Origin of the sequence: Parasphingorhabdus sp., from assembly GCF_036963705.1 — a bacterium.
Lineage (GTDB): Bacteria > Pseudomonadota > Alphaproteobacteria > Sphingomonadales > Sphingomonadaceae > Parasphingorhabdus.
In genome coordinates this window covers 19394-44403 of the sequence record NZ_JBALUT010000013.1, presented here as the reverse complement: position 1 = coordinate 44403, position 25010 = coordinate 19394, and the positions used below count along the sequence as shown (strand labels likewise).

General features: G+C 58.0%; 26 protein-coding genes. 4 read left to right on the top strand and 22 right to left on the bottom strand.

The window, feature by feature from the left end; all coding sequences use genetic code 11:
- Window positions 1-26: 26 nt before the first annotated feature.
- From murD to V7680_RS04995, 11 genes are all read right to left on the bottom strand, one after another.
- Window positions 27-1361, bottom strand: coding sequence for a UDP-N-acetylmuramoyl-L-alanine--D-glutamate ligase (gene murD, locus V7680_RS05045; RefSeq protein ID WP_335652195.1), 1335 nt, complete (start codon window positions 1359-1361; stop codon window positions 27-29).
- Window positions 1358-2428: a phospho-N-acetylmuramoyl-pentapeptide-transferase gene (mraY, locus tag V7680_RS05040; RefSeq protein ID WP_176278180.1), complete on the bottom strand. Its 1071-nt coding sequence runs from the start codon at window positions 2426-2428 to the stop codon at window positions 1358-1360. The genes murD and mraY overlap by 4 nt, the downstream gene beginning before the upstream one ends.
- Window positions 2428-3825, bottom strand: a complete 1398-nt coding sequence (locus V7680_RS05035; protein ID WP_335652194.1) for a UDP-N-acetylmuramoyl-tripeptide--D-alanyl-D-alanine ligase — start codon at window positions 3823-3825, stop codon at window positions 2428-2430. The genes mraY and V7680_RS05035 overlap by 1 nt, the downstream gene beginning before the upstream one ends.
- Complete coding sequence (locus V7680_RS05030; protein ID WP_335652193.1) at window positions 3822-5264, bottom strand: UDP-N-acetylmuramoyl-L-alanyl-D-glutamate--2,6-diaminopimelate ligase; 1443 nt, start codon at window positions 5262-5264, stop codon at window positions 3822-3824. Before V7680_RS05030 ends, V7680_RS05035 begins: the two co-directional genes overlap by 4 nt.
- Window positions 5251-6969: a peptidoglycan D,D-transpeptidase FtsI family protein gene (locus V7680_RS05025; RefSeq protein ID WP_335652192.1), complete on the bottom strand. Its 1719-nt coding sequence runs from the start codon at window positions 6967-6969 to the stop codon at window positions 5251-5253. Before V7680_RS05025 ends, V7680_RS05030 begins: the two co-directional genes overlap by 14 nt.
- On the bottom strand, window positions 6966-7568 hold the full coding sequence (locus V7680_RS05020) for a colicin transporter (protein ID WP_335652191.1): 603 nt from the start codon (window positions 7566-7568) through the stop codon (window positions 6966-6968). The genes V7680_RS05025 and V7680_RS05020 overlap by 4 nt, the downstream gene beginning before the upstream one ends.
- The gene (gene rsmH, locus V7680_RS05015; protein WP_335652190.1) at window positions 7565-8512 is read right to left on the bottom strand and encodes a 16S rRNA (cytosine(1402)-N(4))-methyltransferase RsmH; all 948 of its coding nucleotides are present in this window, start codon (window positions 8510-8512) and stop codon (window positions 7565-7567) included. Before rsmH ends, V7680_RS05020 begins: the two co-directional genes overlap by 4 nt.
- Window positions 8509-9012: a division/cell wall cluster transcriptional repressor MraZ gene (locus V7680_RS05010; RefSeq protein WP_335652189.1), complete on the bottom strand. Its 504-nt coding sequence runs from the start codon at window positions 9010-9012 to the stop codon at window positions 8509-8511. The genes rsmH and V7680_RS05010 overlap by 4 nt, the downstream gene beginning before the upstream one ends.
- A gap of 272 nt (window positions 9013-9284) precedes the next feature.
- Complete coding sequence (locus V7680_RS05005; protein WP_335652188.1) at window positions 9285-10073, bottom strand: Gldg family protein; 789 nt, start codon at window positions 10071-10073, stop codon at window positions 9285-9287.
- A complete protein-coding gene (locus V7680_RS05000) occupies window positions 10074-10445 on the bottom strand; it encodes a hypothetical protein (protein ID WP_335652187.1) in 372 nt (123 codons plus the stop codon).
- Window positions 10435-11430: a cysteine synthase A gene (locus V7680_RS04995; RefSeq protein WP_335652186.1), complete on the bottom strand. Its 996-nt coding sequence runs from the start codon at window positions 11428-11430 to the stop codon at window positions 10435-10437. Before V7680_RS04995 ends, V7680_RS05000 begins: the two co-directional genes overlap by 11 nt.
- Window positions 11431-11608: 178 nt before the next feature.
- On the opposite strand from V7680_RS04995, the gene V7680_RS04990 reads away from it, so the two are divergent.
- Window positions 11609-12460: a crotonase/enoyl-CoA hydratase family protein gene (locus V7680_RS04990; RefSeq protein ID WP_335652185.1), complete on the top strand. Its 852-nt coding sequence runs from the start codon at window positions 11609-11611 to the stop codon at window positions 12458-12460.
- 21 nt (window positions 12461-12481) lie between these two features.
- Window positions 12482-13399 (top strand): AEC family transporter, encoded by a 918-nt coding sequence (locus V7680_RS04985; protein WP_335652184.1) that lies wholly within the window; start codon window positions 12482-12484, stop codon window positions 13397-13399.
- A gap of 19 nt (window positions 13400-13418) precedes the next feature.
- On the opposite strand, the gene V7680_RS04980 is transcribed toward V7680_RS04985, so the two are convergent.
- The 3 genes from V7680_RS04980 to V7680_RS04970 form a co-directional block, all read right to left on the bottom strand.
- Entirely contained in the window at window positions 13419-14117 is a 699-nt protein-coding gene (locus V7680_RS04980) for a glutathione S-transferase family protein (RefSeq protein WP_335652183.1), read from the bottom strand.
- 122 nt (window positions 14118-14239) lie between these two features.
- Window positions 14240-15430, bottom strand: a complete 1191-nt coding sequence (gene purT, locus V7680_RS04975) for a formate-dependent phosphoribosylglycinamide formyltransferase (protein ID WP_335652211.1) — start codon at window positions 15428-15430, stop codon at window positions 14240-14242.
- Between the two features lie 169 nt (window positions 15431-15599).
- A complete protein-coding gene (locus tag V7680_RS04970; RefSeq protein ID WP_335652182.1) occupies window positions 15600-16064 on the bottom strand; it encodes a VOC family protein in 465 nt (154 codons plus the stop codon).
- A gap of 152 nt (window positions 16065-16216) precedes the next feature.
- Here V7680_RS04970 and V7680_RS04965 point away from each other — a divergent pair, with 152 nt between their 5' ends.
- Together V7680_RS04965 and V7680_RS04960 are read left to right on the top strand one after the other, a co-directional pair.
- Window positions 16217-18349, top strand: coding sequence for a TonB-dependent receptor (locus tag V7680_RS04965; protein WP_335652181.1), 2133 nt, complete (start codon window positions 16217-16219; stop codon window positions 18347-18349).
- Window positions 18350-18396: 47 nt separating this feature from the next.
- On the top strand, window positions 18397-18486 hold the full coding sequence (locus V7680_RS04960) for an entericidin A/B family lipoprotein (RefSeq protein ID WP_323801731.1): 90 nt from the start codon (window positions 18397-18399) through the stop codon (window positions 18484-18486).
- 71 nt (window positions 18487-18557) lie between these two features.
- Here the strand turns inward: V7680_RS04960 and tatC are convergent, their stop codons facing one another.
- The 8 genes from tatC to argS all read right to left on the bottom strand — a co-directional run bounded on the left by tatC (window position 18558) and on the right by argS (window position 24994).
- On the bottom strand, window positions 18558-19334 hold the full coding sequence (tatC, locus tag V7680_RS04955) for a twin-arginine translocase subunit TatC (RefSeq protein WP_335652179.1): 777 nt from the start codon (window positions 19332-19334) through the stop codon (window positions 18558-18560).
- On the bottom strand, window positions 19331-19699 hold the full coding sequence (gene tatB / locus V7680_RS04950; protein WP_335652178.1) for a Sec-independent protein translocase protein TatB: 369 nt from the start codon (window positions 19697-19699) through the stop codon (window positions 19331-19333). Before tatB ends, tatC begins: the two co-directional genes overlap by 4 nt.
- Before the next feature lie 35 nt (window positions 19700-19734).
- Window positions 19735-19965, bottom strand: a complete 231-nt coding sequence (locus tag V7680_RS04945; protein ID WP_335652177.1) for a twin-arginine translocase TatA/TatE family subunit — start codon at window positions 19963-19965, stop codon at window positions 19735-19737.
- 25 nt (window positions 19966-19990) lie between these two features.
- Complete coding sequence (scpB, locus tag V7680_RS04940; protein WP_335652210.1) at window positions 19991-20644, bottom strand: SMC-Scp complex subunit ScpB; 654 nt, start codon at window positions 20642-20644, stop codon at window positions 19991-19993.
- A gap of 46 nt (window positions 20645-20690) precedes the next feature.
- Complete coding sequence (locus V7680_RS04935) at window positions 20691-21476, bottom strand: segregation and condensation protein A (RefSeq protein ID WP_335652176.1); 786 nt, start codon at window positions 21474-21476, stop codon at window positions 20691-20693.
- On the bottom strand, window positions 21473-22492 hold the full coding sequence (nagZ, locus tag V7680_RS04930; RefSeq protein WP_335652209.1) for a beta-N-acetylhexosaminidase: 1020 nt from the start codon (window positions 22490-22492) through the stop codon (window positions 21473-21475). Before nagZ ends, V7680_RS04935 begins: the two co-directional genes overlap by 4 nt.
- 111 nt (window positions 22493-22603) lie before the next feature.
- A complete protein-coding gene (locus V7680_RS04925) occupies window positions 22604-23242 on the bottom strand; it encodes an SPOR domain-containing protein (protein ID WP_335652175.1) in 639 nt (212 codons plus the stop codon).
- A gap of 27 nt (window positions 23243-23269) precedes the next feature.
- On the bottom strand, window positions 23270-24994 hold the full coding sequence (gene argS, locus V7680_RS04920; RefSeq protein WP_442954973.1) for an arginine--tRNA ligase: 1725 nt from the start codon (window positions 24992-24994) through the stop codon (window positions 23270-23272).
- Window positions 24995-25010: the final 16 nt, after the last annotated feature.

Here is a 25010-nt window from a genome sequence, read left to right as displayed (position 1 = left end):
GGGTTCAGCGGCTTGGTCAGATGCGCTCATTGGCTTGCCTCCTGAATCGCGGTGCCGATCAAATTCTTTTCGATCACCGATTTGACCGCTGTTCGGAAACATTCACCGCGCGCTTCAAAATCACGAAACTGGTCGAACGAGGCGCAAGCCGGTGACAGCAGAACCACCTCGCCAGGCTTGGCGTTGGCGGCTGCCCGCTGCACTGCAGTCAGTATCATTTCACAGGATTCGACAGGCATTTTGTCCGCCAGCAATTTGCCAAACAACGGACCGGCTTCCCCAATCGTATAGGCCTTGACGACATTATCGTAAAATGGTTCGCACTCGGTCAGCGTGTCGCTCTTGGGTAGGCCACCTAGGATCCAGTGGATTTTCGGATAGGCTCCCAGCGCGGGGCCGGTCGACGCGGGATTGGTTGCCTTGCTGTCGTTGACGAATAGCACGCCGCCGGCTTCGGCAACCCGCTCCATCCGGTGAGGGAGGCCATCGAAGGAAGCCAGAGCCGGGCGCCATTGCTCTTCCGAAATGCCCAAAGCTTCGACCGTTGCAACGGCGGCGATAGCATTTTGCAGATTGTGCGGCCCTTGCAACGACGGCCAATCCGCCTGGCCGGTCAGCTCAGAAGCACTGGTATCGATTATATTCTGGACCCGGCCCAGATCACGCAAGCAATGCAGAGCCAATTGGGTCTTTTCATCGTTGCTGGCGAAGATCGCCGTGTGGTCGTCTCCCAGCATGTCAAACAGGCGGGCTTTCGAAGCGGCATAGGCGTCGAACCCGTCATAGCGGTCGAGATGATCGGGGCTGACATTGAGTAACAGCGCGACATCGCAATCGAGACTTTGAGTTAGATCAATCTGGTAGCTCGACAATTCGAGGACGTAGACGCCTCCCTCCGGCAGTGGCTGCTGCGACAGGACCGGCAGGCCGATATTCCCCCCCATGACCGTCGGTACGCCGGCACTGGCCAATATATGATGGACCAGAGCGGTCGTCGTCGACTTGCCGTTGGTGCCGGTGATGCCGACCACCCGGTGCGATGGAAGCGATGGACGGGCCTGTGCGAACAGTTCGATATCGCCGATGATCGGTACATCATCGGTAGCAGCCTTGCGCGCAATCGGCTGACCGTTGAGCGGGACGCCCGGAGACACGACAATCGCATCATAGCCGCTCAGGTCCGATGCCAGAGGGTCGGCAATGATCGCCTTATCGGCGACGCTTTCACGCAATTCTTCACGATTGTCCCAGGCGAGCAATTCAGCACCGCTGGCGTAAAGGCATTCGAGCGCGGCCATGCCGGATCGGGCCAATCCGAGGATGGCATATCGTTTGCCGGTAAAGGCGGACGAGATGATCATCTGAGTTTCAACGTCGCCAATCCGGCCAGTGCGAGCACCAGACTGATGATCCAGAAGCGGATCACAATGGTGGATTCGGACCAGCCAAGCTGTTCAAAATGGTGGTGGATCGGGGCCATGCGGAACACCCGGCGACCGGTGCGCTTGAAGAAGAACACCTGGACAATCACCGACACGGCTTCGAGCACGAACAGCCCGCCAACCAGCGCGAGCACGATTTCATGATGGATCGAAACGGCAATCGCGCCGAGCGCGCCGCCGAGGGCCAGGCTGCCGGTGTCGCCCATGAAAACCGCAGCGGGCGGTGCGTTAAACCACAGAAACGCGAGACAGGCACCGATCACGCAGGCGCAGAAAATCGCCAGTTCGCCGGCGCCGCGAACAAAGGGGATGCCGAGATATTCGGAAAATACAGCATTGCCCGACAGATAGACCAGCACCAGAAAAGTCGCGCTGGCAATCACCACCGGCATGGTGGCCAGGCCATCGAGCCCGTCGGTCAGATTGACCGCATTGCCTGCACCGACAATCACGAACATCGCGAAGGGAATATAGAAATAGCCGAGATCGATCTGCACGTCGTTGAAGAAGGGCACGTAAAGGCTGGTGCCGATTTGCTGCACGATCAGCCATGTCGCAAAACCGGCGATGATGAATTCCAGCAACAGCCGGACGCGCCCGGGAATACCCTTGTGGCTGGCTTTGCGGACTTTGTCATAATCATCCATGAAACCAATCGCGCCAAATCCGAGCGTCACGAAAATACAGGCCCAGACGAACATGTTGCTGAGGTCCATCCACAGGATCAGCGATGTAACCACCGAAATCAGGATCATCAGGCCGCCCATCGTAGGCGTTCCCGCTTTTTTGAGATGGGTCACCGGGCCATCCTCGCGGATCGGCTGCCCCTTGCCCTGCCGCATACGCAGCATGTTGATGAATTTGGGACCGATCAACAGGCCGATGAACAATGATGTCGACACAGCAGCACCCGAGCGAAAGCTCAGGTAGCGAAAGACATTGAATATGCCTTCGAATTCAAGCCATTGGGCTAGCAAATAAAACATTAATACTCCCCGTTCACCAGCGCGGAAACCGCCGATGACAGCCCCAGATAATTTGACCCCTTGATCAAAATCACGTCCCCGTCGCCGATCAATTTTGCGACCTCGGACAGCGCCTCCGAAGCGCTTTCGGCATGTGACATTTTTACGCCCTGATCAAGGCCCTGTTCCAGTTTCGCGGCAGTATGTGCCATATCTTCGCCGACCAAAATCACTGCATCCATTCCGCAGAGCAGAATATCGTCGGCAAGCGCCGCGTGATATTGCCCTGATTGCTCGCCCAGTTCGCCCATAGCGCCCAGAATCGCGATTTTGCGGCCGCTACACGGCTCGACGGTAAAATGTTGCAACGTCGCCTTCATCGAAGCCGGATTGGCGTTGTAGCTTTCATCGATGATGACAGCCTTGCCACCGGATTTGAGCGTTACGAGGTGACGCCGGCCCCGGCCATCAATGCCATTCATCTCGGCGAGCGACAGACCGGCGGACGCCAGGTCACCGCCGACAGCGCGTACCGCAGCGAGAATTGCCAGTGAATTGGAAACCCAATGCCGCCCGGCTTCTGCTATCGTAAAGCACAGACTTTGCTCGCCGAGCCTGGCCGTGACCAGCGAACCACCGCGGGGAGCCGGAACCACATCAACCGCGCGAACATCGGCGCCGTCTTCAAAGCCGAAGGATATGACATGGGCGGCGTGGCGTTCAGCTTTCTTGCGCAGCCGTTGATAATGGGCACTGTCATAAGGGATGATCGCAGTTCCGTCCGGCATCAGACCTTCAAATATCTCGGCCTTGGCGTCGACAATGCCTTGTTCGCCGGTCGGGAAGTTGCCGATATGGGCCGGAGCGATAGCGGTAATAATCGCGGCATGCGGCCGCACCAAGCGAGTGAGCGCCGAGAGTTCGTGAGCATGGTTCATGCCCATTTCAAAAATGCCGAATTTCGTGTCTTCCGGCATCCGCGAGAGGCTGAGCGGGACCCCGACGTGGTTATTATAACTTTTGACCGACCGGTGCGCCTTCCCGAAAGAACAACGATCAAGCGCCGCGTGCAACGCTTCTTTGGTGCCGGTCTTGCCAACCGATCCGGTCACTCCGATGATCTTGGCAGAGGTCCGGTCTCGCGATGCTTTTGCGAGCGCGTCGAGCGCGGCAGCGGTGTCAGATACCAATATATGGGGACCATCGACCGGTTGGCTGACAATCGCGCCCGAAGCGCCGGATGCAAAAGCTTGTTCTACATGAAGATGGCCATCGCTATGCTCGCCCTTGAGCGCAACGAACAGATCACCCGGACCTATTTCGCGAGAGTCAAATGCGACGCCATCCACTTCGAACTTGGCGCTCGCCTTACCGGAACTAGCCGCCGCTATCGCGGCCGATGTCCACAATGAAGTCATAGCGCCTGCGCTCCTGCACATTCTCTCGCCACTTCGACATCGTCAAAAGGAATGATTCTGTCGCCAACAATCTGGCCTTGTTCGTGGCCTTTGCCTGCTAGCAGGATGATATCCTCCGCACCGGCCAGTTCGATAGCCTTGGCAATCGCCGTGCGCCGGTCGGCGACATCGTCTGCGCCGGTCGCTCCGGCCATGATTTCAGCCCGGATGGTAGCCGGATCTTCGCTACGCGGATTGTCATCGGTGACAATCACATGATCGGACATTTCCACGGCAATCTTGCCCATTTCTGGACGCTTGCCCTTGTCGCGGTCACCGCCAGCGCCGAAGACCGTGATCAGCTTGCCTGTCACATGGGGCCGCAATGCTTCGATCGCGGCGCACAAGGCGTCGGGCGTATGCGCATAGTCGACATATACCGGTGCGCCAGCACGGGTGATGACCGCTCGCTCCATCCGGCCGCGCACCGGTTGCACCCGCTGCATGTGATCCAGAACATTCGACAATTGCCCGCCGGTCGCCAGCACAATGCCCGCCGACAGCAGGATATTGGCGGCCTGATAGGCACCGATCAAAGGCAGCGAAATCCGGTGTGTATTGCCGTGGGCCTCGACCATCAGAACCTGGCCCAAATGGGTCGGGGTTTGCGACACCAGTCGAAGTGTCGATCCATTTTTGCCGACGGTTAAAATTTCAAGCCCGCGATCCATCGCGCGCTTGATCACTTTGTCCGACCAAAGTTCGTCATCGGCCCAGATAACCGCGGTTCCGTCGCTCGCCACAACTTCGTCGAACAAGCGCATCTTGGCTTCAAAATAACTATCCATATCGCCATGATAGTCGAGATGGTCGCGGCTCAGATTGGTAAACGCGCCGATCCGAACCGGGAGGCCTTCGGTGCGATATTGCGACAGACCGTGGCTTGACGCTTCAAAAATCGCGTGACTGACCCCTTCGCGCGCAAGGCCGGACATGTTCGAGAGAAAGGTGACAATGTCTGGGGTGGTCAAACCGGTTTTTACCTGATCATCCGCCGTGGTGACGCCGAGTGTCCCGATCGATGCGCTATTATGCCCATCCATCCGCCACAGCTGACGGGTGAGCTCTGCTGTCGATGTTTTGCCATTGGTTCCGGTCACGGCGGCAACATGGCCGGGCGTCGGCGTGAAATAGCGGGCCGCCATCTGGGCGAACAAGCGCCTAGGCTCCTCGTCAGCAATATGGACTATGCCTTCAACCTGGGCATCCGGAAGCGCCACCACCGCGATAGCACCGGCGGCAACCGCCGCTTCGATATAATCTTCGCCGTTGAACTTCGCGCCCCGAAAAGCGCCAAAAATATTACCGGGCGCTATCTTGCGGTGATCAATGGCAAAGCCGGTGACCGACTGCTCACCGGCTTCTACGCTCAATCCTGGTACCAGACTATTCAATCTCATGATCTTGCTCATTGGACGTGGCTTTCGGCTTCCAGAGCAGCGGCGTCAATTCGGACACATCGACGTCGCGATGTTCATCAGGAATGACACCCAGCATCGGACCGACGCGCGGAACAAGTTTGCGCACCACTGGTGCTGCGGTCCAGCCGGCCGTGCGCTGGAATGATGTTTCGGCCGTTCCCTTCGGCTCATCAAGCATGGCAATGACGACATAGCGAGGGTTGTCCATCGGGAAGGCAGCGGCGAAGGTCGAAACCAGCGATGTCTTGTTATAGCCACCTTCGGAAGGCTTTTCTGCAGATCCAGTCTTTCCACCGATCCGGTAACCCGGAGCATCAGCCTTGCGGCCGGTACCATCAGAGACAATCATCCGGAGCAACTGACGCATCCGCGCGCTGGTCGCTGCCTTGAATACACGTCGCCCCTTCGCTTCCTGACCGGGCTCCACTTTCAGCAATGTCGCAGGACGCCAGATGCCGCCATTGACCATAGCCGCATAAGCGCTGGCCAGATGGAGCGGGGTGACGGCGATACCATGACCATAAGCCACAGTCATATTGGTGACCCGACCCCAATTGCGCGGCCAGAGCGGAAATCCCCTTTCAAACAGTTCGATATGGGGCCGCTCGTCAAAACCGAGCCGCCTGAACATATTTTCCATGGCCTCCTGACCCAGATTATCGGCAATCCGGGCGGTGACGATATTGGAACTATGCACCAAGGTTTCCGGCACGTTCAGATAGCGCCCCTGACTATGATCATCCTTGATGGTGAAGCCGCCGACCTTGATCGGTTCCATCGCATTGTAGCGCACGGCCAGATCAGTGACTGTTCCGGCGTCGAGAGCCGCTGCAATGGTCAAGGGCTTGAAGGTCGACCCCAATTCGAACACGCTCTGGGTAACTTCATTATTCTGGTGCTTCATCGTAGCCCGGCGAATCTTGTTCGGATCGAACATCGGCAGAGAGGCAAGCGCCATCACTTCACCGGTCTGGACATCGAGGATAATGCCCGCCGCGCCACGCGACTGGGTAGTGATCATCGCATTTTGAAGTTCGCTTTCCAGCGCGGACTGCACCCGGCTGTCAATCGACAGCGTCGTGGGCGTACCCCTTAGATTCTTGTCAACAAGACGGTCATTGAGCGCCCGCTCCATGCCCATCACGCCGTCGCCGTCGGCATTGACATAGCCGAGAACATGCGCGGCTAGCTCGCGCTGCGGATAGAGACGTTCATCTTCACGGGGGAATTCGATTCCGATTTCACCCAGAGCATGGACTTGCTTGACCTGCTCCGGCAGTGCCCGGCGCCGGAGATAGGTCGGGCGAGGACCGCTGAGCCGTTCCAGAAAGTAGGATGCGCTCGTATCAGGAAAAATCCCGGCAAGCTGTCGCGCCAATGTCTTTTTGTCGCCGAGCACCCGGGCCGGAACAACGCGAACGGCATAGCCGCTCATTGTCCGCGCCAGCGCGACCCCGTTGCGGTCGACGATATCGCCGCGCGGAGGGATGAAGGCGTTACTTGAAGCCCGATAGGGGGTGACGTCTTCCAAAATTGTAAAGCTGATCAAGCGACCGATGATGACTGTAAACACCGCCAAAAACACCAGCAGCAATATCATCAATCGAAAATGCGCACTGGCGGTTATTTCCTTGGCTTTTCCCGAAAACTGCACCTTCTTGCTATTGGCGAGAAGTGTCGTCATTCGGACATGCTTTCGATTTTCTCGGCAATCGCCTTTCGGCCAAGATCGCGAACCAGGCCATCGTCCAGAAGCTTTTCTTCCAGATGCGCCACCCGGGTGGTCCGGTTCTGGGCAGCTCCAGCCCCCTGGCGCGGTCCGTTATCCGTTGCTGTGCTCGCGGCCCTTGCATTGCCACCGATCGCACTGCCGTCGGCATTCCGGTCATGCGCCTTGGCGGTACCGAAAACCGAACCGATAATTCCTGCCGGCTGAATGCCATCCATTGTGCTGAGCACCGCAACCTGGACCGGCTTGCGTAAGTCCCTGCCGCCGAGATTGGCGAGCGCTCTTTCGCCATCGAGATATTGCGCAGCAACTGGCGAAGCATAACCGAATTCGAGCTTGTTCCAGTCTTCCAGCTGCCGCAAATTAGCGCGCGCGCTAAATTCTGTTTCGAGATAGCGAATGTCTTTTTTCACCGCGACAATCTTGGCGTCGGTCCGCGCAAGATCGCTGCGCAATGTCGCGACGCTGAGCGAGAGTGGGTAAAGCAGGATCGCGACCAGAAATACCAGCGCGAGCCATCCCATTCCTTCGAGGCGTTTGACTGCTAGCTTCACGTCTCTCCACCATTGTCGCAAGGCGCGTCTGTCCGCACCGCTGATCTAAGGGTGGCGGAGCGGGCTCGGGGATTGAGGGCCTGCTCCGCCCCGGCCGGACGCACCGCTTTGGCTGGTTTATGAAAGGTGGGTGCCGGTCGTATCTCGTTAACTTGGGGAAGGTGGCGAGAACCGGCGGACTTCTGCCCGCTGCGATCCCGCAGAAAATTCTTGACGATGCGGTCTTCGAGACTGTGGAATGTCACAACCGCCAGACGGCCACCGGGCTGCAGCAGCTTCTCTGCAGCGACGAGACCATCTTCGAGTTCGCCCAGTTCGCGATTGATATGGATGCGGATCGCCTGAAATGTCCGGGTTGCCGGATCTTTCTTGTCACCCGCGCGATATCCCAATGCTTTTCTGACCACCCGCGCGAGTTCAGCTGTCCGGGTCAGCGGACGCGCTTCGACGATCGACTTGGCGATCCGCCGCGACCGGCGTTCTTCGCCATAGCGATAGATCACATCGGCAATCGCTTCTTCGTCCGCTTCGTTGAGGAAATCGGCAGCGCTTTCGCCATCGCGGGCCATGCGCATGTCGAGCGGCCCGTCTTTCTGGAATGAGAAACCGCGCTCAGCCTGATCCAGCTGCATCGACGACACGCCGATATCGAGTGTAATGCCGTCAATATCTTCGTCGACCAGAACATCGGCCATTTCGGAATAGAGCGCGTGATGCAGGTGCAGCTTGCCATCGGAGCCATCAACCATCGCCTGCCCTGCAGCGATCGCATCGGGATCCTGGTCAAAGGCGTGCACCGTCGCACCTGCCTCGAGCATTGCGGTGGTGTAGCCGCCCGCGCCGAATGTGCCGTCAACATGCGTCTCGCCGGGGGTAATGGCGAGAGCAACGATCACTTCATCGAGCAAGACGGGGACGTGGCGGGCGGATGCAGCAAGCGTCATTTCTGTTTGCCTCCGCTCTTCTGGCCGGCTTCTTTCAGGTGATGCTCGACCAGACGCCGGTCGACCGGAACGTCGTCGGTCGTGTCGAGCAATGTCTGCGGGTTCCAGAGACAGAAGGTTGTACCGATACCGTGGAACAGGACGTGGCTGTCCAATTGGCCGATGTCGCGCAGCTGCGGTGGCAGGATGAACCGGCCGCTGGCATCAAAGCTGAGATCTTGGAGGGACGAGAATTTGCGGGCGCCGGCCGCATCTTTGTCGAAACTATCGCCGCGCGCGATCGCCGCTTCCCATTGCTTGTCAATTTCGGTGAGCATGTCCGCTTTGCGGCTGAGACCGAAGCCGACAAGGCAGTCCCATTTTTCATGGGTGCCGAGGCAGAGAGTGCGACCGTCGCTGCTTTCAACCAGGTTTTTGCGCAGAAATGCAGGCACCGACAGCCGACCTTTGTCGTCTATCGCCGATATGGCAGAGCCTGAATATGCGTATGCACCTGACAAAGCGGACGTCCCTCACCCGAACCAGAGGCAATAGTCTCCCCGCTTCAGAAGCGCGCTTTCCAGCGCCCTTCCGGAAACAACATCCCGGACAGGAAGAATACCCCGATAACAAAACAGGGTTATCAGGGGATGGTCGGGGATGGAAGGGGATTTTACGGGATTTTATGGGTTACGATGATTATCATATTGAAATGGTTAACTTTTAATTTTCCACACCTTGATTTAGCGGTCGAAGCATCGCTGCTTAGTGCTTGTAAACGCCTGCAACATCCTCATTTTTCGATTCCCGCAGCTTTAAAATGCTCCTGCACCAGAGAATCGACAAACCGCCCAGCCCCGCTTTTCTGCGGCGTACGCTGTGCCGACTCCGGCCAGAGTGCCGCGTTCAGAAAATCTGCATCTGCGACGATCGAAGCCTGTCCGAGACCGACCGAACATCGCATGATGAAATCAGCGGCGCTCGCCTTGCAGCGCACGTCTGAGGCCGTGCTTCCCGGCAATGGCTTCAGCTTGCCGACCCCGCGGGTTGCGAAGGAATAGCCAGCAAAGCGCAGGTCAACGGCATCTCTGTTCTTTTCAGCAGCAACCAGCTCCAGACCCCAGTGACCGAGCAAAGGAGAGAGCAAGCCGCTGACCAGCGGCCGACGCGGATCAGCGAGCGGCAATTCGGATGACCAGACCAGATCGGGGTCGGTCAAGATGATGACAGTACCACCCAGTCGGACCCAGGCGTCGAGCGTGGTCAAGTCGGCAGGGTCCATGGCCCTAGGCTGGGCAAGGATGATGATATCCGGATCGTCATGAGCCAGATTTTCCAAGCTGTCGACCGCTGCGATATCATAGCGTGACTGCCAGTAGCGATAGATAGGCGCCGGCTCCGAATCGCCGGACAGGATCGCTTCCATCGAAGCATCATCGCCCCAGACCAGCGGTAGGCTGGTCATCAGCTGGATACGCGGCTGAACCTCCGGGCTTTCAGACGGGGATTCGGCGGCTGTACATTGGGTCAATACCAATAGCGCCACGATGGCCGACGGGACCGTCTGCCAAAAACCGGCCAACTATCTTCTCTCCCGGTCCATCGGCGCATCCAGATTTGGATCGGGCTTGAGGTCGGGCACTGTTTGCCCGGGGAGATTAGCGGACGGATTCTGCAACTGGGGCTGGCCGGCTCCCGGCACCGGCGCCGGGGTGATGCCCAATTCGGCTAATGGTTCAGCCGGTTTTTCTTCCACTTTGCCGGCAATCGGAGCGCTTCTGTCCACCCCCTCGGCCTGCATTTCCTGGAGCACCGTCTGTTCGTCGCTTGCCCGCTGGATCACGAAATTGGCCACGCTGGCAAGCAACAGCACAGCGGCGAGGCCAACCACGCCTACTTGAATGCGCTGCATCGTGTCTTGTCTGCCACGGTCCTGTTCTTGCTTATCCATCATTGTCCAGCCACGGGAAAACCGGCAGCCCCTTTTCTTTCAGCCATGCGGCATTGTAGAGCGAGGAGAGGTAGCGGAAACCGGTATCGCACAAGATCGTCGCGACCCGGCTGCCCGGCCCGAGCTCCTTGCCCAATGCTATCGCACCGGCAACATTAATCCCCGATGACATGCCCAGGCACAGCCCTTCTTCCATCAGCAGCCGTTCGACCCAGACCAGCGCTTCCTCGTCGGAAATGCGATATTGCTTGTCGATCGGCGCATCTTCCAGATTGCCGGTAATCCGGCCCTGACCAATGCCTTCTGCAACACTGTTGCCTTCAGACTTGAGCTCGCCATTGGCGTAAAATTCATAAAGCGCGGCGCCATGCGGGTCCGACAAGGCGATCGTTACCTTTTCGTCTTTTGCCTTCAGTCCCATGCCGACGCCGGCCAGCGTACCGCCGGTTCCGACCGCACAGGTAAAACCGTCGATATTACCGTCCATCTGATCCCAGATTTCTTCTGCGGTGGTCTCGATATGGGCGCGGCGGTTGGCAACATTGTCAAACTGGTTGGCCCAGACAGCACCTTCGGTTTCTTCCGCAATCCGGCGCGATTGATGGACGAAATGGCACTGGCTCGAATAAGGCGCAGCCGGCACTGTGATCAACTCCGCACCAAGCGCGCGCAGCGTATCCATTTTTTCCCGGCTCTGGGTTTCGGGCATGACGATGGTCGATTTATAGCCCTTGGCATTGGCGACCAGCGCGATACCGATACCGGTATTACCCGCGGTACCCTCGACAATCCGTCCGCCGGGCTTGAGCAAACCGCGCTCCTCGGCATCCTGAATGATATAGAGGGCTGCACGATCTTTCACCGATGCACCGGGATTGGCGAACTCGCATTTGCCATAGATGTCGCATCCCGCCGCTTCGCTGGGGCCAGCGAGGCGAACGAGGGGTGTGTTGCCAATCAGGCCGAGGCTGTTTTGAATAATGGTCATGTACCAATACATAGTGCGCACGATTTCGCGCGGCAAGCTTGAAGCATTTTTATGGCCAATAGCATTGCTTTAGTCACCCGCCGCAGACCACGATTCCCGAAAATTGCCAGTACGCAGCGGCAGATTATCATGCTAGGCCAACGGAAACTTCTGGCTTGAAATAAGGAATATCAACAACATGCTCGAGAAAAAATATGAATGTTTCGATGTCGAAATAGAAAATAACATCGCTCATATCCGGATGAACCGTCCGGAAAAGCTCAACAGCATGAACAAGTCATTCTGGAATGATCTGCCGGAAATCGTCGAAGACATCGATATCAATGCCCGCGCGCGGGTCATCGTGATCAGCTCCACCGGCAAGCATTTCTCCGCCGGTATGGACCTGTCGGTTTTCGCGCCACAACCGAACAACAAAATCGACGGAGCGGACAAGCATGTGATTGCGGAAATGTTCCGTTCCAACGTCAAACGGATCCAGCATAGTTTCAATGCACTGGAAGAAGCCCGCATACCGGTGTTGTTCGCGCTGCACGGCGGCGTCATCGGCGGCGCCATCGACATGATCAGCGCGGGTGATATCCGCTGGTGCACGAAGGATGCGATATTCTGCATCCAGGAAACCAATATCGGCATGACCGCCGATGTGGGCACCTTCCCGCGCCTGCAGCGCTACATCCCCGAAGGCTGGGTCAAGGAAATGGCTTACACCGGTCGCCGGATAGACGCCGCCAAGGCGAAGGAAATCGGCCTGGTCAATGATGTGTTCGAAACGCAGGAAGAATGTCTGGCCCATGTCATGGCAACCGCCAAGGAAATCGCTTCGAAATCGCCGCTTGCGGTGACCGGCTGCAAGGTGCTGATCAACTACGGCCGCGACCATAATACGGCGGATACGCTGGACTATATCGGAGTCTGGAATGCCGGGATGTTCCCACCTTCGCATATTCAGGAAGCGGTCGCGGCGATGGGCGAAAAACGCGAACCGGATTTCCCCGATCTGTTGCCGCTCAAAACCACAGCGATGTAATTTCGCGCGCGCGATCCATCCATGATAAATTTTGTCTATGCCCTGATCCCGGTGGTCCTTATCACCGCATTGGGCTGGCTGTTGGCGCACAGGAATTTCCTGGCCGCCGACGGCTGGCGCGCGATCGAAAGACTGGTCTATTTCATTTTTTTCCCGGCATTGATCATCAATGTTCTGGCCAGCGCTTCTTTTGAGATTGTCCCATGGGCCATGGTGCTGGTGTTGATCGGTTCGCAATTTGCGCTCGCAGCAATGGGGTTGCTCGCAAAGCGCGCCGATGACGGGCCGCGAAAGGGCTCGATCATCCAGTCCAACGTCCGCTGGAACACCTTTGTCGGCCTATCGATTGCCAGCGCTCTGTTCGGCGAGCCCGGCCTTGCCCTGATGGCGATTGCGGTCGCGGTGCTGACGCCAACGGCTAATGTGATCTCGGTGCTGGCCCTGACCCATTTCGCTGAGGACAATGGGAAGAAAAAGCCGCATGTCATGATGGACATGATCCGCAACCCGCTGATCATCGGTTGCGTGATCGGCATCGCGCTCAATCTGTTGGGCATTGCCCCGACCGGCATTGCCGAGAAGACTCTCGACATATTGGGCCAGGCGACACTTGCGCTCGGACTCCTCGTGGTCGGAGCAGCGGTTGATCTGGAGGCTTTCAAGCGGGCCGGTCCCACCACATTGACATGGGCAGCCGTGCGCTTGCTCGGCTTGCCGCTGGTGGCTCTGGCGGGCGGATTGATGCTCAACCTCTCCGCAGAAAGCCTGGCGATTGTCCTGATCGCCGCTGCCACACCAACAGCGAGCAGCGGCTATATTTTGGCGCGCCAACTCGGCGGCGATGCGACGTTATCCGCCAATCTGATCGCAGTTCAGACGGTGTTTTCGGTGCTGACCATGCCCGCCATATATGCGCTCTATTTGCTGACCCAGGCTTGAAAAGCCCGGTTCACCGCATCTAGTTCAGGTCGAATTTCTCCGGCACCATCTTCGCCAGCATCTTCTGGCAAGCGCCGAGATTGCGCTGGAATATTTCATGCGCGTTCATCGCGTTGAGAAACGCGCTTAGCGCAGGCCATTTGGCGGCATCAAACGGCGCTACGATGAGATCGGTCTGCATCAATTGCGCGGCGATCGAAATATCGGCGATTGAAAGCGTGTCGCCAAGAAAATAGGAGCCGCCGTCAAGCTGCGCTTCGAGATAGTCCCACAGTGGCGGCAATTTCTCGTTCCAGGTCTGGCGAGCGGTTGCGAGATCGGGTTCCTTGCCGCTCATGGCGGCAAATATTATCGGCCGGAACACCCCTCCCCCACCAGCCATCGCCATCGCACTGTCGGCATATTCCTCCAGCCAAAGAGCACGGCCGTGAAGATAGGGATCTTCGGGACAGATGGCAGGCTGAGGGCATTTCTTTTCCAGAAACCCGCAGATCGCGGAACTGTCGGCGATGGTCCCATCGGGCCCCTCTGTGGCAATCGACGTGTCGCGCATCGCCGGAATCCGGGCCAGCGGGCTGATTTCCAGATACCAGTCCGGCATCGCCATGATGTTGATAGCTTCGCAATCATAATCGAGCCCCTTGAGCGCGAGCACGGCTTCGGCCTTGCGCTGGAAGGGGGACAAAGGTGAGCCGTAGAGGATGTAAGGGGCGGTCATGGGGGTGGTTTCTCCTAATGTTTGGAAGGTCTTTGGCGGATTGGGGAGTGATTGGGAAGCCTTCACCTTTTCCCGCTACCTTAAGGGAGCAGGCGAATGGCGGAGCCACTTCACGGTTTGCTTCACTTATAAACAATCCCGACCGCATCCGCTGCGCGCTTGGCCAAAGACCGTGCAGCATCAGTATCCGCGCCAGTCGCCAAGGCCACCGCCATCCGCCGATAAGGCCGCGTCACCGGCTTGCCGAATATCCGGACATCCACTTCCGCGCCTGCGCTGCCCAGCGCCAGGGCCTCCGCCACGCCGGTAAATTCGAAATGCTCGCTGTCCCGGTCCGCCAAGATCACCGCGCTGGCGCTGGCCGGTTCAGTCAGCGCGATATGGGGGATGGGCAGGCCCATGATGGCGCGGGCGTGGAGGTCGAATTCGCTTAGATTCTGGCCGATCGAGGTGACCATGCCAGTGTCATGGGGCCGCGGGCTGAGTTCGGAGAAGATCACTTCGCCGGATTTGGTGACGAAAAACTCGACCCCGAACAGGCCCCAGCCCTTGCCGCCGCCGCCAAGATTTTCGACGACCTTGCGTGCCATATCCTGTGCCGAGGCGAGCGCCGCGTCGGTCATTGCCGCCGGTTGCCAGCTCTCCTGATAATCGCCGCGTTCCTGCCTATGGCCGATTGGCGGGCAGAAGAGCACGCCATCGCGGGTACGAACGGTCAGCAGGGTGATCTCGTAATCAAAATCGATGAACTGCTCGACAATCACTCGCGCCCGGTCGCCGCGCATGTTGGCGACGGCATAGGTCCAGGCCTCTTCGAGCTTCTCGGCGCTGTCGACCTTGCTCTGCCCTTTGCCGGAGGAGGACATCACCGGCTTGATCACTAGCGGAAAGCCGATATCCGTCGCAGCGCTGGCGACCTCGTCGAATCTCTCGGCATAATGATAGCGCGACGTGGTCAGGCCCAGTTCCTGCGCCGCGACATCGCGGATCGCGTCACGGTTCATCGTCAGCTGGGTGGCGCGAGCCGACGGGACGACGTGGAAACCTTCGGCTTCCATATCGGCAAGGATTTCTGTGCGGATGGCCTCGACCTCGGGGACGATCAGGTCGGGCTGGTGCTTTTCGATAGCGGCGCGCAATTTCTCGCCGTCGAGCATCGAGAAGATTTCGCGGGCGTCTGCTACCTGCATGGCGGGAGCATCGTCATAGGAGTCGCAGGCTATCACATAAGCGCCGAGCCGCTTGGCCGAGATGGTGAATTCGCGGCCCAGTTCACCGGAGCCGAGCAGGAGGATTTTCTTGGTGTAGGTCATCGGCTGACTATGTTGGGATTGGTGGAACGGCGCAAGCCACAATCTTTCCTCCCCGTTGCGCAGCAATGGGGAGGTGGCAGCCGGAACGGCTGACGGAGGGGCAGCCCCTCCACCACGCTACGCGCGGTCCCCCTCCCCAAAGCTTCGCTTCGGGGAGGAAAAATAATGGCTAAGCCCCCTCGCCGGCCATCATCTCTTCCATCCGGCGGCCCATCTCCTCTTCCGAGACATCCTCGACATGGGTCGACAAGGTCCATTCGTGCCCGAAGGGATCTTTCACCCAGCCGGAACGGTCGCCGTAGAACTGGTCCTCCACCGGGCGCACGATTTCCGCGCCCGCAGCAACCGCCTTGGCAAAGGCCGCATCGACATCGGGGACATAGACCATCAAGCTGGCAGTCGCGCCGCCACGCTTGTTCGGGCCGAGCTTGTCCATGTCCGGAAATTCGTCCGACAGCATCACATGGCTGTCACCGATAATGAGGTCGGCATGGCCGATCTTGTCGCCCATCGGCAGGCGCATATGCTCGGTCGCAGCAAAGGCCTTTGTGTAAAATTCGATCGCCGCCTCGGCATCATCCACCGTCAAATAGGGCGTTACGCTATGAAAACCGTCTTCTTTCCAGTCTGCCATCGGCCTCTCCTCTCGCTCTGAAGGCATTTCATAGCAAATTTTTGTCGCTTTGACGATTCCGCGCTCATCACCATTGATATATTATATCATAACTCCTATCTGCCACCTATCCGATCGTCGATTCCACTCCCCCAAGCATGAATGAGATTAATGTGTCACACAGAAAATTCCTGATTTCCGCTGCAATTCTGGCCTTGCCCGCGACGCCTGCTCTCGCCCAGACAGAGAACAGTGCACCCGCACAGCGCTCCGCCGGACTCTCCGATGATTTCCACGATGACGATATGATCATTGTCACCGCGCCTTATGTCGATCAGCTTGATCTGCTTGCCGGGACCTCTGCCTTGTCCGGAGACCAGTTGGCCGAAGACCTCCGCGGACAGATTGGCGACAGCCTGACCGGCCTGCCCGGCGTGTCTTCCACGTCCTTTTCGCCCGGATCATCGCGACCGGTTCTACGCGGCTTCCAGGGACCACGGGTCCGGGTTTTGACCGACGGTATCGGCTCGCTCGACGCGTCCAACACCTCGGTCGATCACGCGGTCACCATTGACCCCCTGACCGCTCAGCGAGTCGAAATATTGCGCGGCCCTGCGGTATTGCTATTCGGTGGCGATGCGATTGGCGGGGCAGTCAATGTCATCGACAAGCGTATTCCCCGCGATATTCCGGACGATGCCGTGCATCTCGATGCGATTGGCGGCTATGGCAGCGCTGCTAACGACTGGAGTATCGCCGGATCGATTGATGTTCCGCTGACCCCCAAATTGGTAATCCACGCCGATGGCAGCTTTCGCGACACCAGCGATGTGCGCGTGCCAGGCTATGTGCTTGCGCCGGCTTTGCGCGCAGAGGTGCTGGCAGATGCGGCAGAGGAGCTTGACGAAGGCCATCTCGAGGAAGCTGCAGAACTCACCGACGCCGCCAACCAGTCCGGCCGCGTCCCCAATACCGGCAGTCGTACCCAAACGGCGGGCGCAGGCATTGCCTATATCGACGACGGCGGCAATCTAGGCTTTTCGGTGAGCTATTATGATACCGACTACGGTGTTCCGGCGCGTCCCGGAGCCGGCCACGCGCATGGTGATCCGGGAGCCGTAGAAGAGGAAGAGGGCCCGGTAACTATCGGTCTCGAACAGATCCGCGCAGATCTGCGCGGCGGAGTGAATATCGGCGGGTTTTTCGAAGCGCTGAACTTCCGCGCCGGCTATTCGGATTATGAGCATACCGAATTTGAGGGCGACGAGATTGGCACGGTCTTTTCCGTCTCCGGCATAGAGGCGCGCGCCGAACTGGTGCAAGCCGACCACGACGGCTGGCGCGGTGTGATAGGCACCCAAATTCTCGCCCGCGATTTCAATGCCATTGGCGCAGAAGCGTTTGTCCCCAAGAACAGCATCGAAAGCTGGGCTTTTTTCACTGTGCAAGAAGTCGATCTTGGCGATATCGAGCTGGAGGGCGCGCTGCGTTTTGACCAGACCACGCTGTCCGCGAACAGCATCAATTTCGATTCTACCTTCAATACCGTCTCCGGTGCTTTCGGTCTGGCCTATGCGCCCGACGACACACCGTTCAAGATCGGTGCGAATATCTCGCGATCGGAACGCGCACCTTCGGCTGAGGAACTGCTGTCCAACGGGCCCCATATCGCCACCCAGGCCTTTGAAATCGGCGACCCCGACTTTACCAGTGAGAAAAGCTGGGGCGGCGAGCTTTATGCACGCTGGGACAGCGATGACGTCCAGCTTAGCGCGACGGCCTACACCAATTTTTTCAACGATTATATTTTCGAAGCAGAAACCGGCGCGGAGGAAGACGGCTTGCCGGTGTTCCAATATTTCCAGCGCGACGCGACTTATTATGGCTTTGAGGCCTCCGCGTCAGCAGTTGTTGCACGGTTTGGCAGCTTTGACCTGATCGCCGACGGCGTGGCCGACTATGTCCGCGCACAAATCGACAATGGCGGCGGAGCGGTTCCGCGCATCCCGCCGCTCCGACTGCTAGGCGGCCTGAAGGCACATAGCGACAATCTCGACCTCCGCGCCGAAGTGGAATGGTCCGGCAGCCAGAAAAAAGTCGCAGCATTCGAAACCCCGACCGAAGGCTTTACCATGGTAAATGCCACCGCAGCGTGGCGCCCCTTCGGCAAGGATGGCGGCATTACGTTGCTCGCGTCTGCAAACAATATTTTTGATGTAAACGCCCGCCGTCATGCGTCGTTCACGAAAGACTATGTACCGCTGTCCGGTCGTGATATTCGCATCAGTGCGAAGTTCAGTTTTTAGGATATTTTGAAATGCAGAAAATTACCGCAGTGATCTTGATTTCTACAATGGTTTTGCTCAGCGCCTGTGCCACCGTCAAAGGTGTCGGCCGGGACATTGAATCGGTCGGCCAGGCTGGCCAAGAAGCGATTGACTGAGAATAATTAGTTCCGGGCTTGTCGGACCAATCGTTTAATTGCGTGGTTCGGCAAGCTCATCTCAATCCCGATCAGGGTGCGATCTCTTTGCTCTTCTTGCGCTCGGTGAACCACATGATAGCGAGCGAGACCTCGTAGAGCAGGATCAGCGGAATTCCTAGCATCAGCTGCGACACGACATCCGGCGGGGTCAGAATCGCAGCCACAGCGAAGGCTCCGACGATCATATAGCGGCGCACGCCCTTCAACTGCTGCCTGCTTACAATGCCCGCGCGGTTGAGCAACAGAAGCAGCACCGGCAGCTGAAAGCACACTCCGAACGCCAGAATGAACTGCATCACCAGCGACAGATAATCGCCCATTGCCGGCAAGGCTTCCTGTTGCAAGCCGCCGACCGGCCCTTCAAATCCCAGAAAAAACTTGAATGCGGTCGGCATGACGATGAAATAGGCGAGCGAGGCTCCCGCTATGAACAGCAGCGGTGTTGCCACCAGAAAGGGCAGAAACGCTTTTTTCTCTTTGGCGTAAAGCCCCGGCGCCACAAACGCCCACAGCTGGTTTGAAATGATCGGGAAAGCGATGAAGAAGGCCGCGAACATCGCGACCTTGATCTCGACGAAAAAGGCTTCGTAAAGCTTGGTATAGATCAGTTTGCCTTCGCCGGCCGGGAAGGCATCGGTCAGCGGCTGCACCAATATGCCGAAAATCTGGTCGGCGAAAAATATGCTGATCAGAAATGCGCCGGTCAGCGCCGCCACCGACCATAATAATCTCTGCCGAAGCTCGATCAGATGCTCGATCAGCGGCGCCTTGCTTTCATCAATATCTGGCTTGCTTTGATCGTTCACGGCTTGGGATCGCCTGCGGGGGGTAGATCGGGTCGGTCATCCAGAGGATCGGACGGTTCGGATATATCGGCGGGCGGGCCGTCCAGCGGCTCCATCTTGGGTTCTTCCACCAAACCATCTTCAGGAAGTGCCGGATATTCCTTCATGATCCGGTCATTCTCGGATGCCCATTTCTTCTCCATTTCCTGAAGCTCGGCTTCGCGGACCATGGCATCAAGCCCGGTGCGGAAATTGGCCATTATACCGCGCCCCTTGGCCATCCATTTGCCCGCCGTCGCCAGCGCGCGCGGCAGCTCCTTGGGTCCGATGACGACAACGGCGATAATCACGATAATCGCGATCTCTGATATGGAAAGGTCAAACATGTTCTATGCGGCCCTGGGTCTGAAGGCCTGCCTGATCAACCAGCGGTTTTGTCGGCGGTCTTGCTGGTCTCGGTCGACGCATCGCCGGCCTTGCTGTCGATCTTGGGGGTAGGATTGGCTGCGCTCGCTTCTTCCTCGGTAATACCCTTTTTGAAAGAGCGAATGCCTTTGCCAACATCGCCCATCATTTCGGAAATACGGCCTCGGCCAAACAAAACCAGAACCAGCGCCGCTACAATTAAAATCTGCCAAACACTCGGTTGCATGCGATATTCTCCTTAAGCGTTCTATTTAAGCGCTTTCGCTTTGGTTTTCCAGCAAAACACCATCATCATCTGCAAACTCTTTTGTTTCGGCTTCATCGCTATCCGGTTCTGCTCCGGTTTCATCCTCGTCGTCCAGTTCCATCTGATCGAGCACGAGATCGACAGGATCAAGCAATCCCGCCGCTTTCAAGTCATCCAGGCCAGGAAGATCCTTACGGCTCTGCAATCCGAAATGGGTCAGAAATTCTGCGGTCGTCGCGTAAATCAGCGGCCTGCCCGGCACTTCACGGCGACCGGCGGGACGCACCCATCCCGCTTCCATCAGAACATCCAGCGTGCCTTTTGCAACCTGCACGCCGCGGATCGCTTCGATCTCTGCCCGGCTGACCGGCTCATGATAGGCGATGATCGCCAGCGTTTCCATCCCGGCGCGGCTGAGCTTGCGCAGTTCCGCCCGTTCGCGACGCAACAGGTGGGAGAGATCATGGGCGGTCTGAAAATGCCAGCGGTCGCCGGTCTTGATCAGAACGATGCCGCGATGCTGGAAATCCTCCTGCAGCGCCGTCAATATTTCGCGAATGTCGAGTTCTTCGCCGACATAGGCTTTGATATCGGCGATCGTCATTGGCTTTTCCGATGCAAAAAGCGTCGCCTCGACCGCCCGCTTGCCGATATCCATTGCCTCTGTGTCGAGCTCGATCAGGCTGGTGTCTTCCATGTCATGTTCATCCATTTGTCGTCGCCTTGATTCTGAGCGGAGCAAAACTGCCTTCCTGCTGCAATATCAGCTTTCCTTGCCGGGCCAGTTCCAATGTCGCCAGAAAACTGGATGCAAGCGCCGATTTCCGCAACTCCGCCGGCGCACCGGGGGGCAGGAAATGACGGATGTCCATCCAGTCGATCGCTTCGCCGAGCATCAGCGAAACCCGCGCCAGCGCATCTTCCAGGGTCATGACCATCCGCTTCCGGACAATGTGAATTGCGGGGGCACTGCGGACCTTCACTCGCGAATAGGCAGCAATCAGGTCGTAATATTCCGCTTGCCACTGCCGGTCTTTCACCACCCGCAACCCTTCCGGTGCCCCGCGCACGAATACGTCCCGCCCGATCCGGTCTCTGGCCAGCAAGCGAGCCCCCGACTCGCGCATCGCGTTCAACCGTTCCAGCCGCATCTGCAACCGCAGAGCCAATTCTTCAGGAGAGGGATCGATTGTCGGGTCTTTAGGCAACAACAGCCCCGATTTCAGATAGGTCAGCCACGCCGCCATCACCAGGTAATCAGCCGCCAGTTCCAGGCGCAGCGTCTGGGCGCTGGCGATATATTTGAGATATTCCTGGACCAGTTCCAGAATCGAAATCTCGCGCAAATCCACCTTCTGGTTGCGAGCCAGGGCGAGCAGCAAATCAAGCGGGCCTTCCCAGCCGTCGATGTTCAGCGTTAGCGCGCCTTCATCCGGAGCGACCGATTCAGGCGGAAAAAAGAAGCTTTCGTTTTCCCGTTCCTCGCTCATGCCGTTGCCGCTATCAGTTCATCGCGCTTAGCCAAGAGTGCGACCAGTTCGTCAGCGCCATCGACGTCCTTTGTGTCGGCAATTGTTGCCATCGCCACGTCCAGCCGCTCTTGGGTTTTATCCGACATCGGCGTCAGTCGTTCGGCAATCCCGGTCATATCATCCATCTTGGCCCAGCAATTGAGCGCAATATCGCACCCCGCGATCTGGGCGCGTTCTGCCCGCTCGGGAACGGTTCCGGACAGTGCCTCCATGTCGAGGTCATCGGTGAACAACAAACCGTCAAAGCCGATGCGGCCGCGGATGATGTCCTGAATGACGGTCTTCGAGAGGGTCGACGGGGTATCGGCATCCCAGGCGGTGAACAGCAAATGGCCGGTCATGCCCATCACAGCCTTGTTCAGGGTCTTGAACGGTGCGAGATCGAGCTCGAGCTCTTCGTCGCTGGCGGTAACCGTCGGCAAAGCCTTGTGCGTGTCAACGCTTGTGCGACCGTGGCCCGGCAGATGTTTGACCACGCCAACCACGCCGCCGCGCTGCAGACCGTCGAGGATCGCTCGTCCGAGCGCAGCAACCCGCATCGGTTCGCTACCAAGAGCGCGGTCGCCGATGACATTGTTGGCGTCCGGCTGGCGGACGTCGAGTAGCGGCAGACAGTCGACAGTGATCCCCACTTCCCGCATGCTGACGGCAATTGCCTGCGCATTGAGCCGCGCCGCCTCAATCGCGGTCGCAGGAGCAATATCGTAAATCTTATCGAAAACTTCGCCGGATGGGAATTTGGGCCAGATCGGCTCCTGCATCCGCGCTACACGACCGCCTTCCTGATCGATCAGGATCGCCAGATCGTCGCGACCATGGATCGAGCGCAGTTCGTCGGTCAGCGCCCGCAACTGGACCTTGCTTTCGATATTACGGCCGAAAATGATATAGCCGGCAGGATCGCTATTGCGAAAAAATGCCTTCTCTGCGGCGGTCAGGCTCAGGCCCGCCACTCCGAAAACCGCTGGTGTCATAGCCATGGGAATTTTTTCTCACGCAACATATCTTATACTTGCGCCGTTTGAGAGCCGGGTAAAGGCGAAAGCGCCGTTATCCACAGCGCTTCAACCATCTATTGCTCAAAATTAGCGGACGACGAGGCAGCTTTCGCCGGCAGCCTTGAGATTATTGCACAATTGCTGTGCCGCCTCATAGCTTGGTGCGACCGCGTTCAGCCGGTAAATCGTTCCGCCATCAACGGTACCCCGAAGAATTTTCTTCGGCAGCGAACCGATCGCTTCAAAACGCCGCGCATATCCAGACCAGCTGCCATCCGCGAGGCTCGCCGAGCTATAGGCACCCAACTGGACCATCGCGGTTCCTGCGCTTGCTGCGGCCGGCCCAGTATCGGATTTGCGGATCGGCGCTTCTGTTTTCACTGCATCGCCTAGTTGGGCTGGCGTTTCCTTGCCCTCGCTTGCTGCAAAGCTGGCATCGCCCTCGCCTTCAAATTTCCGTGCCTGCGGGTCATCGGGTCGAACCTTATAGTCGCCTTCCTGAGCCGCGATCAATTCGCCGTCGCCATCAAGCCCGCCGCCGTCGCGGTTCTGCATCCAGTAGATGCCGCCAACGATGGCCGCCAGCAGCAGCAATCCAGCGCCGATGAACAGCGCCACCCGAACGGGAGAATATTCTCCGTCATCATCATAATCCTCGGCTGATTCCAGCCATGGCAGACGGTCTTCGTCGTCCAGATCAAGATTGTCGCGGGTGGTGTCAGACATTATTCACTCCTCAAGCCAAAGGGCTGATCACATCGATTCCGAGGCCTCGACGCCCATCAGCGCCAGACCGTTCTTGATAGTCTGCCCGATATTCTTGGCTAAGAAAAGCCTTGCTGAAGTAGTTTCAGGATCGTTAACCATTATGATCCGCTTCTCAGGCCGGTCATTGCCCAAATTATAAAACGCATGAAATGCGGCCGCCAGGTCATTCAGATAGAATGCGGCTCGGTGCGGTTCACGCGAAGCCGCCGCTGATTCGACGATACGCGGGAATTGCGCCGCCATTTTGATCAGGTCCAATTCTTCTTCGCCAAGCCCTTCCAGACCGCCGGGCGAAGGAAGGACGCCCTCGTCCGCTGCCTTGCGCAAGATCGACTGGATACGGGCATGGGCATATTGGACATAGAAGACAGGATTGTCGCGAGAGGCTTCCATGACCTTGGCAAAATCAAAATCCATCTGGGCATCGGCCTTGCGCATCAACATGGTGAAACGCACGGCATTCTTGCCAACTTCCTCGACCATATCGGCGATGGTAACAAAATTGCCCGACCGTTTGGACATTTTCTCCGGTTCGCCATTGCGCAGCAAGCGCACCATCTGCACCAGCTTTACGTCGAATTTGGTCTTGCCTTCGGTCAGCGCCGCGACCGCAGCCTTGATCCGCTTGACCGTCCCGCTGTGATCCGCGCCCCAGATGTCGATCAGCTCGTCTGCGGCTTGTGCTTTCTGGAAATGATAGGCCAGATCGCCGCCAAAATAGGTCCAGCTTCCGTCGGACTTCTTGATCGGGCGATCCTGATCGTCGCCAAATTGGGTGGACCGGAACAATGGCAATTCAACCGCTTCCCAATCTTCGATCACCTTGCCCTTGGGCTGCTCCAGCACGCCGTCATAGACGAGATCGCGCGACCGCAGCTCTGCCTCGGCGATATCCGCCTTGCCCGCTTCGTGCAGTTCGGCTTCGGACGAAAACACATCATGCTTGATGCCGAGCAGGGCCAGATCCGATCGGATCATGTCCATCATTTTCCCGACCGCTGCCTTGCGGAAAATAAGCAACCATTCGGATTCATCGGAATCCTTGTATTTATCACCGAATTCGGCGGCCAGAGCTTCGCCGACCGGCTTCAGATAGTCGCCGGGATAGAGACCTTCGGGTATCGTTCCAATATCGTCGCCTAGCGCTTCACGGTAGCGCAAATGGGCTGAACGGGCGAGCGTCGCGACCTGCGAGCCGGCATCATTGACATAATATTCGCGGATCACCTTGTGGCCGACAGCCTCCAGCAAATCGGCCAGCGCATCGCCGACCACCGCGCCACGGCAATGGCCCATGTGCATCGGACCGGTCGGGTTGGCGGAGACATATTCGATATTGACGGTGACGCCCTTGCCCTTGTCCGACCGGCCATATTCGGAGCCAAGCTCTGCTATTTCGAGCAATTCTCTCAGCAAAACCGGTTCGGCAACCCTTAGGTTGATGAATCCGGGACCGGCAATGTCGACCGACTGGACATCGTCGAGCGTGCCAAGCTTTTCCGTAATCTTCTCCGCCAGATCCCGCGGTTTCATGCCCGCCGCTTTCGACAGTACCATGGCGGCATTGGTCGAGAGGTCGCCGTGCGAAGGATCGCGGGGCGGCTCGAGGGTGACATTGGACCGGTCCATCCCGGCGGGCAAAACCCCTGCTTCGGTCAGCTCATCCAAAATGGCATCAACATGTTTCTGAAAAATCTGGAACAGCATGATTGGCTCAATTCATCAT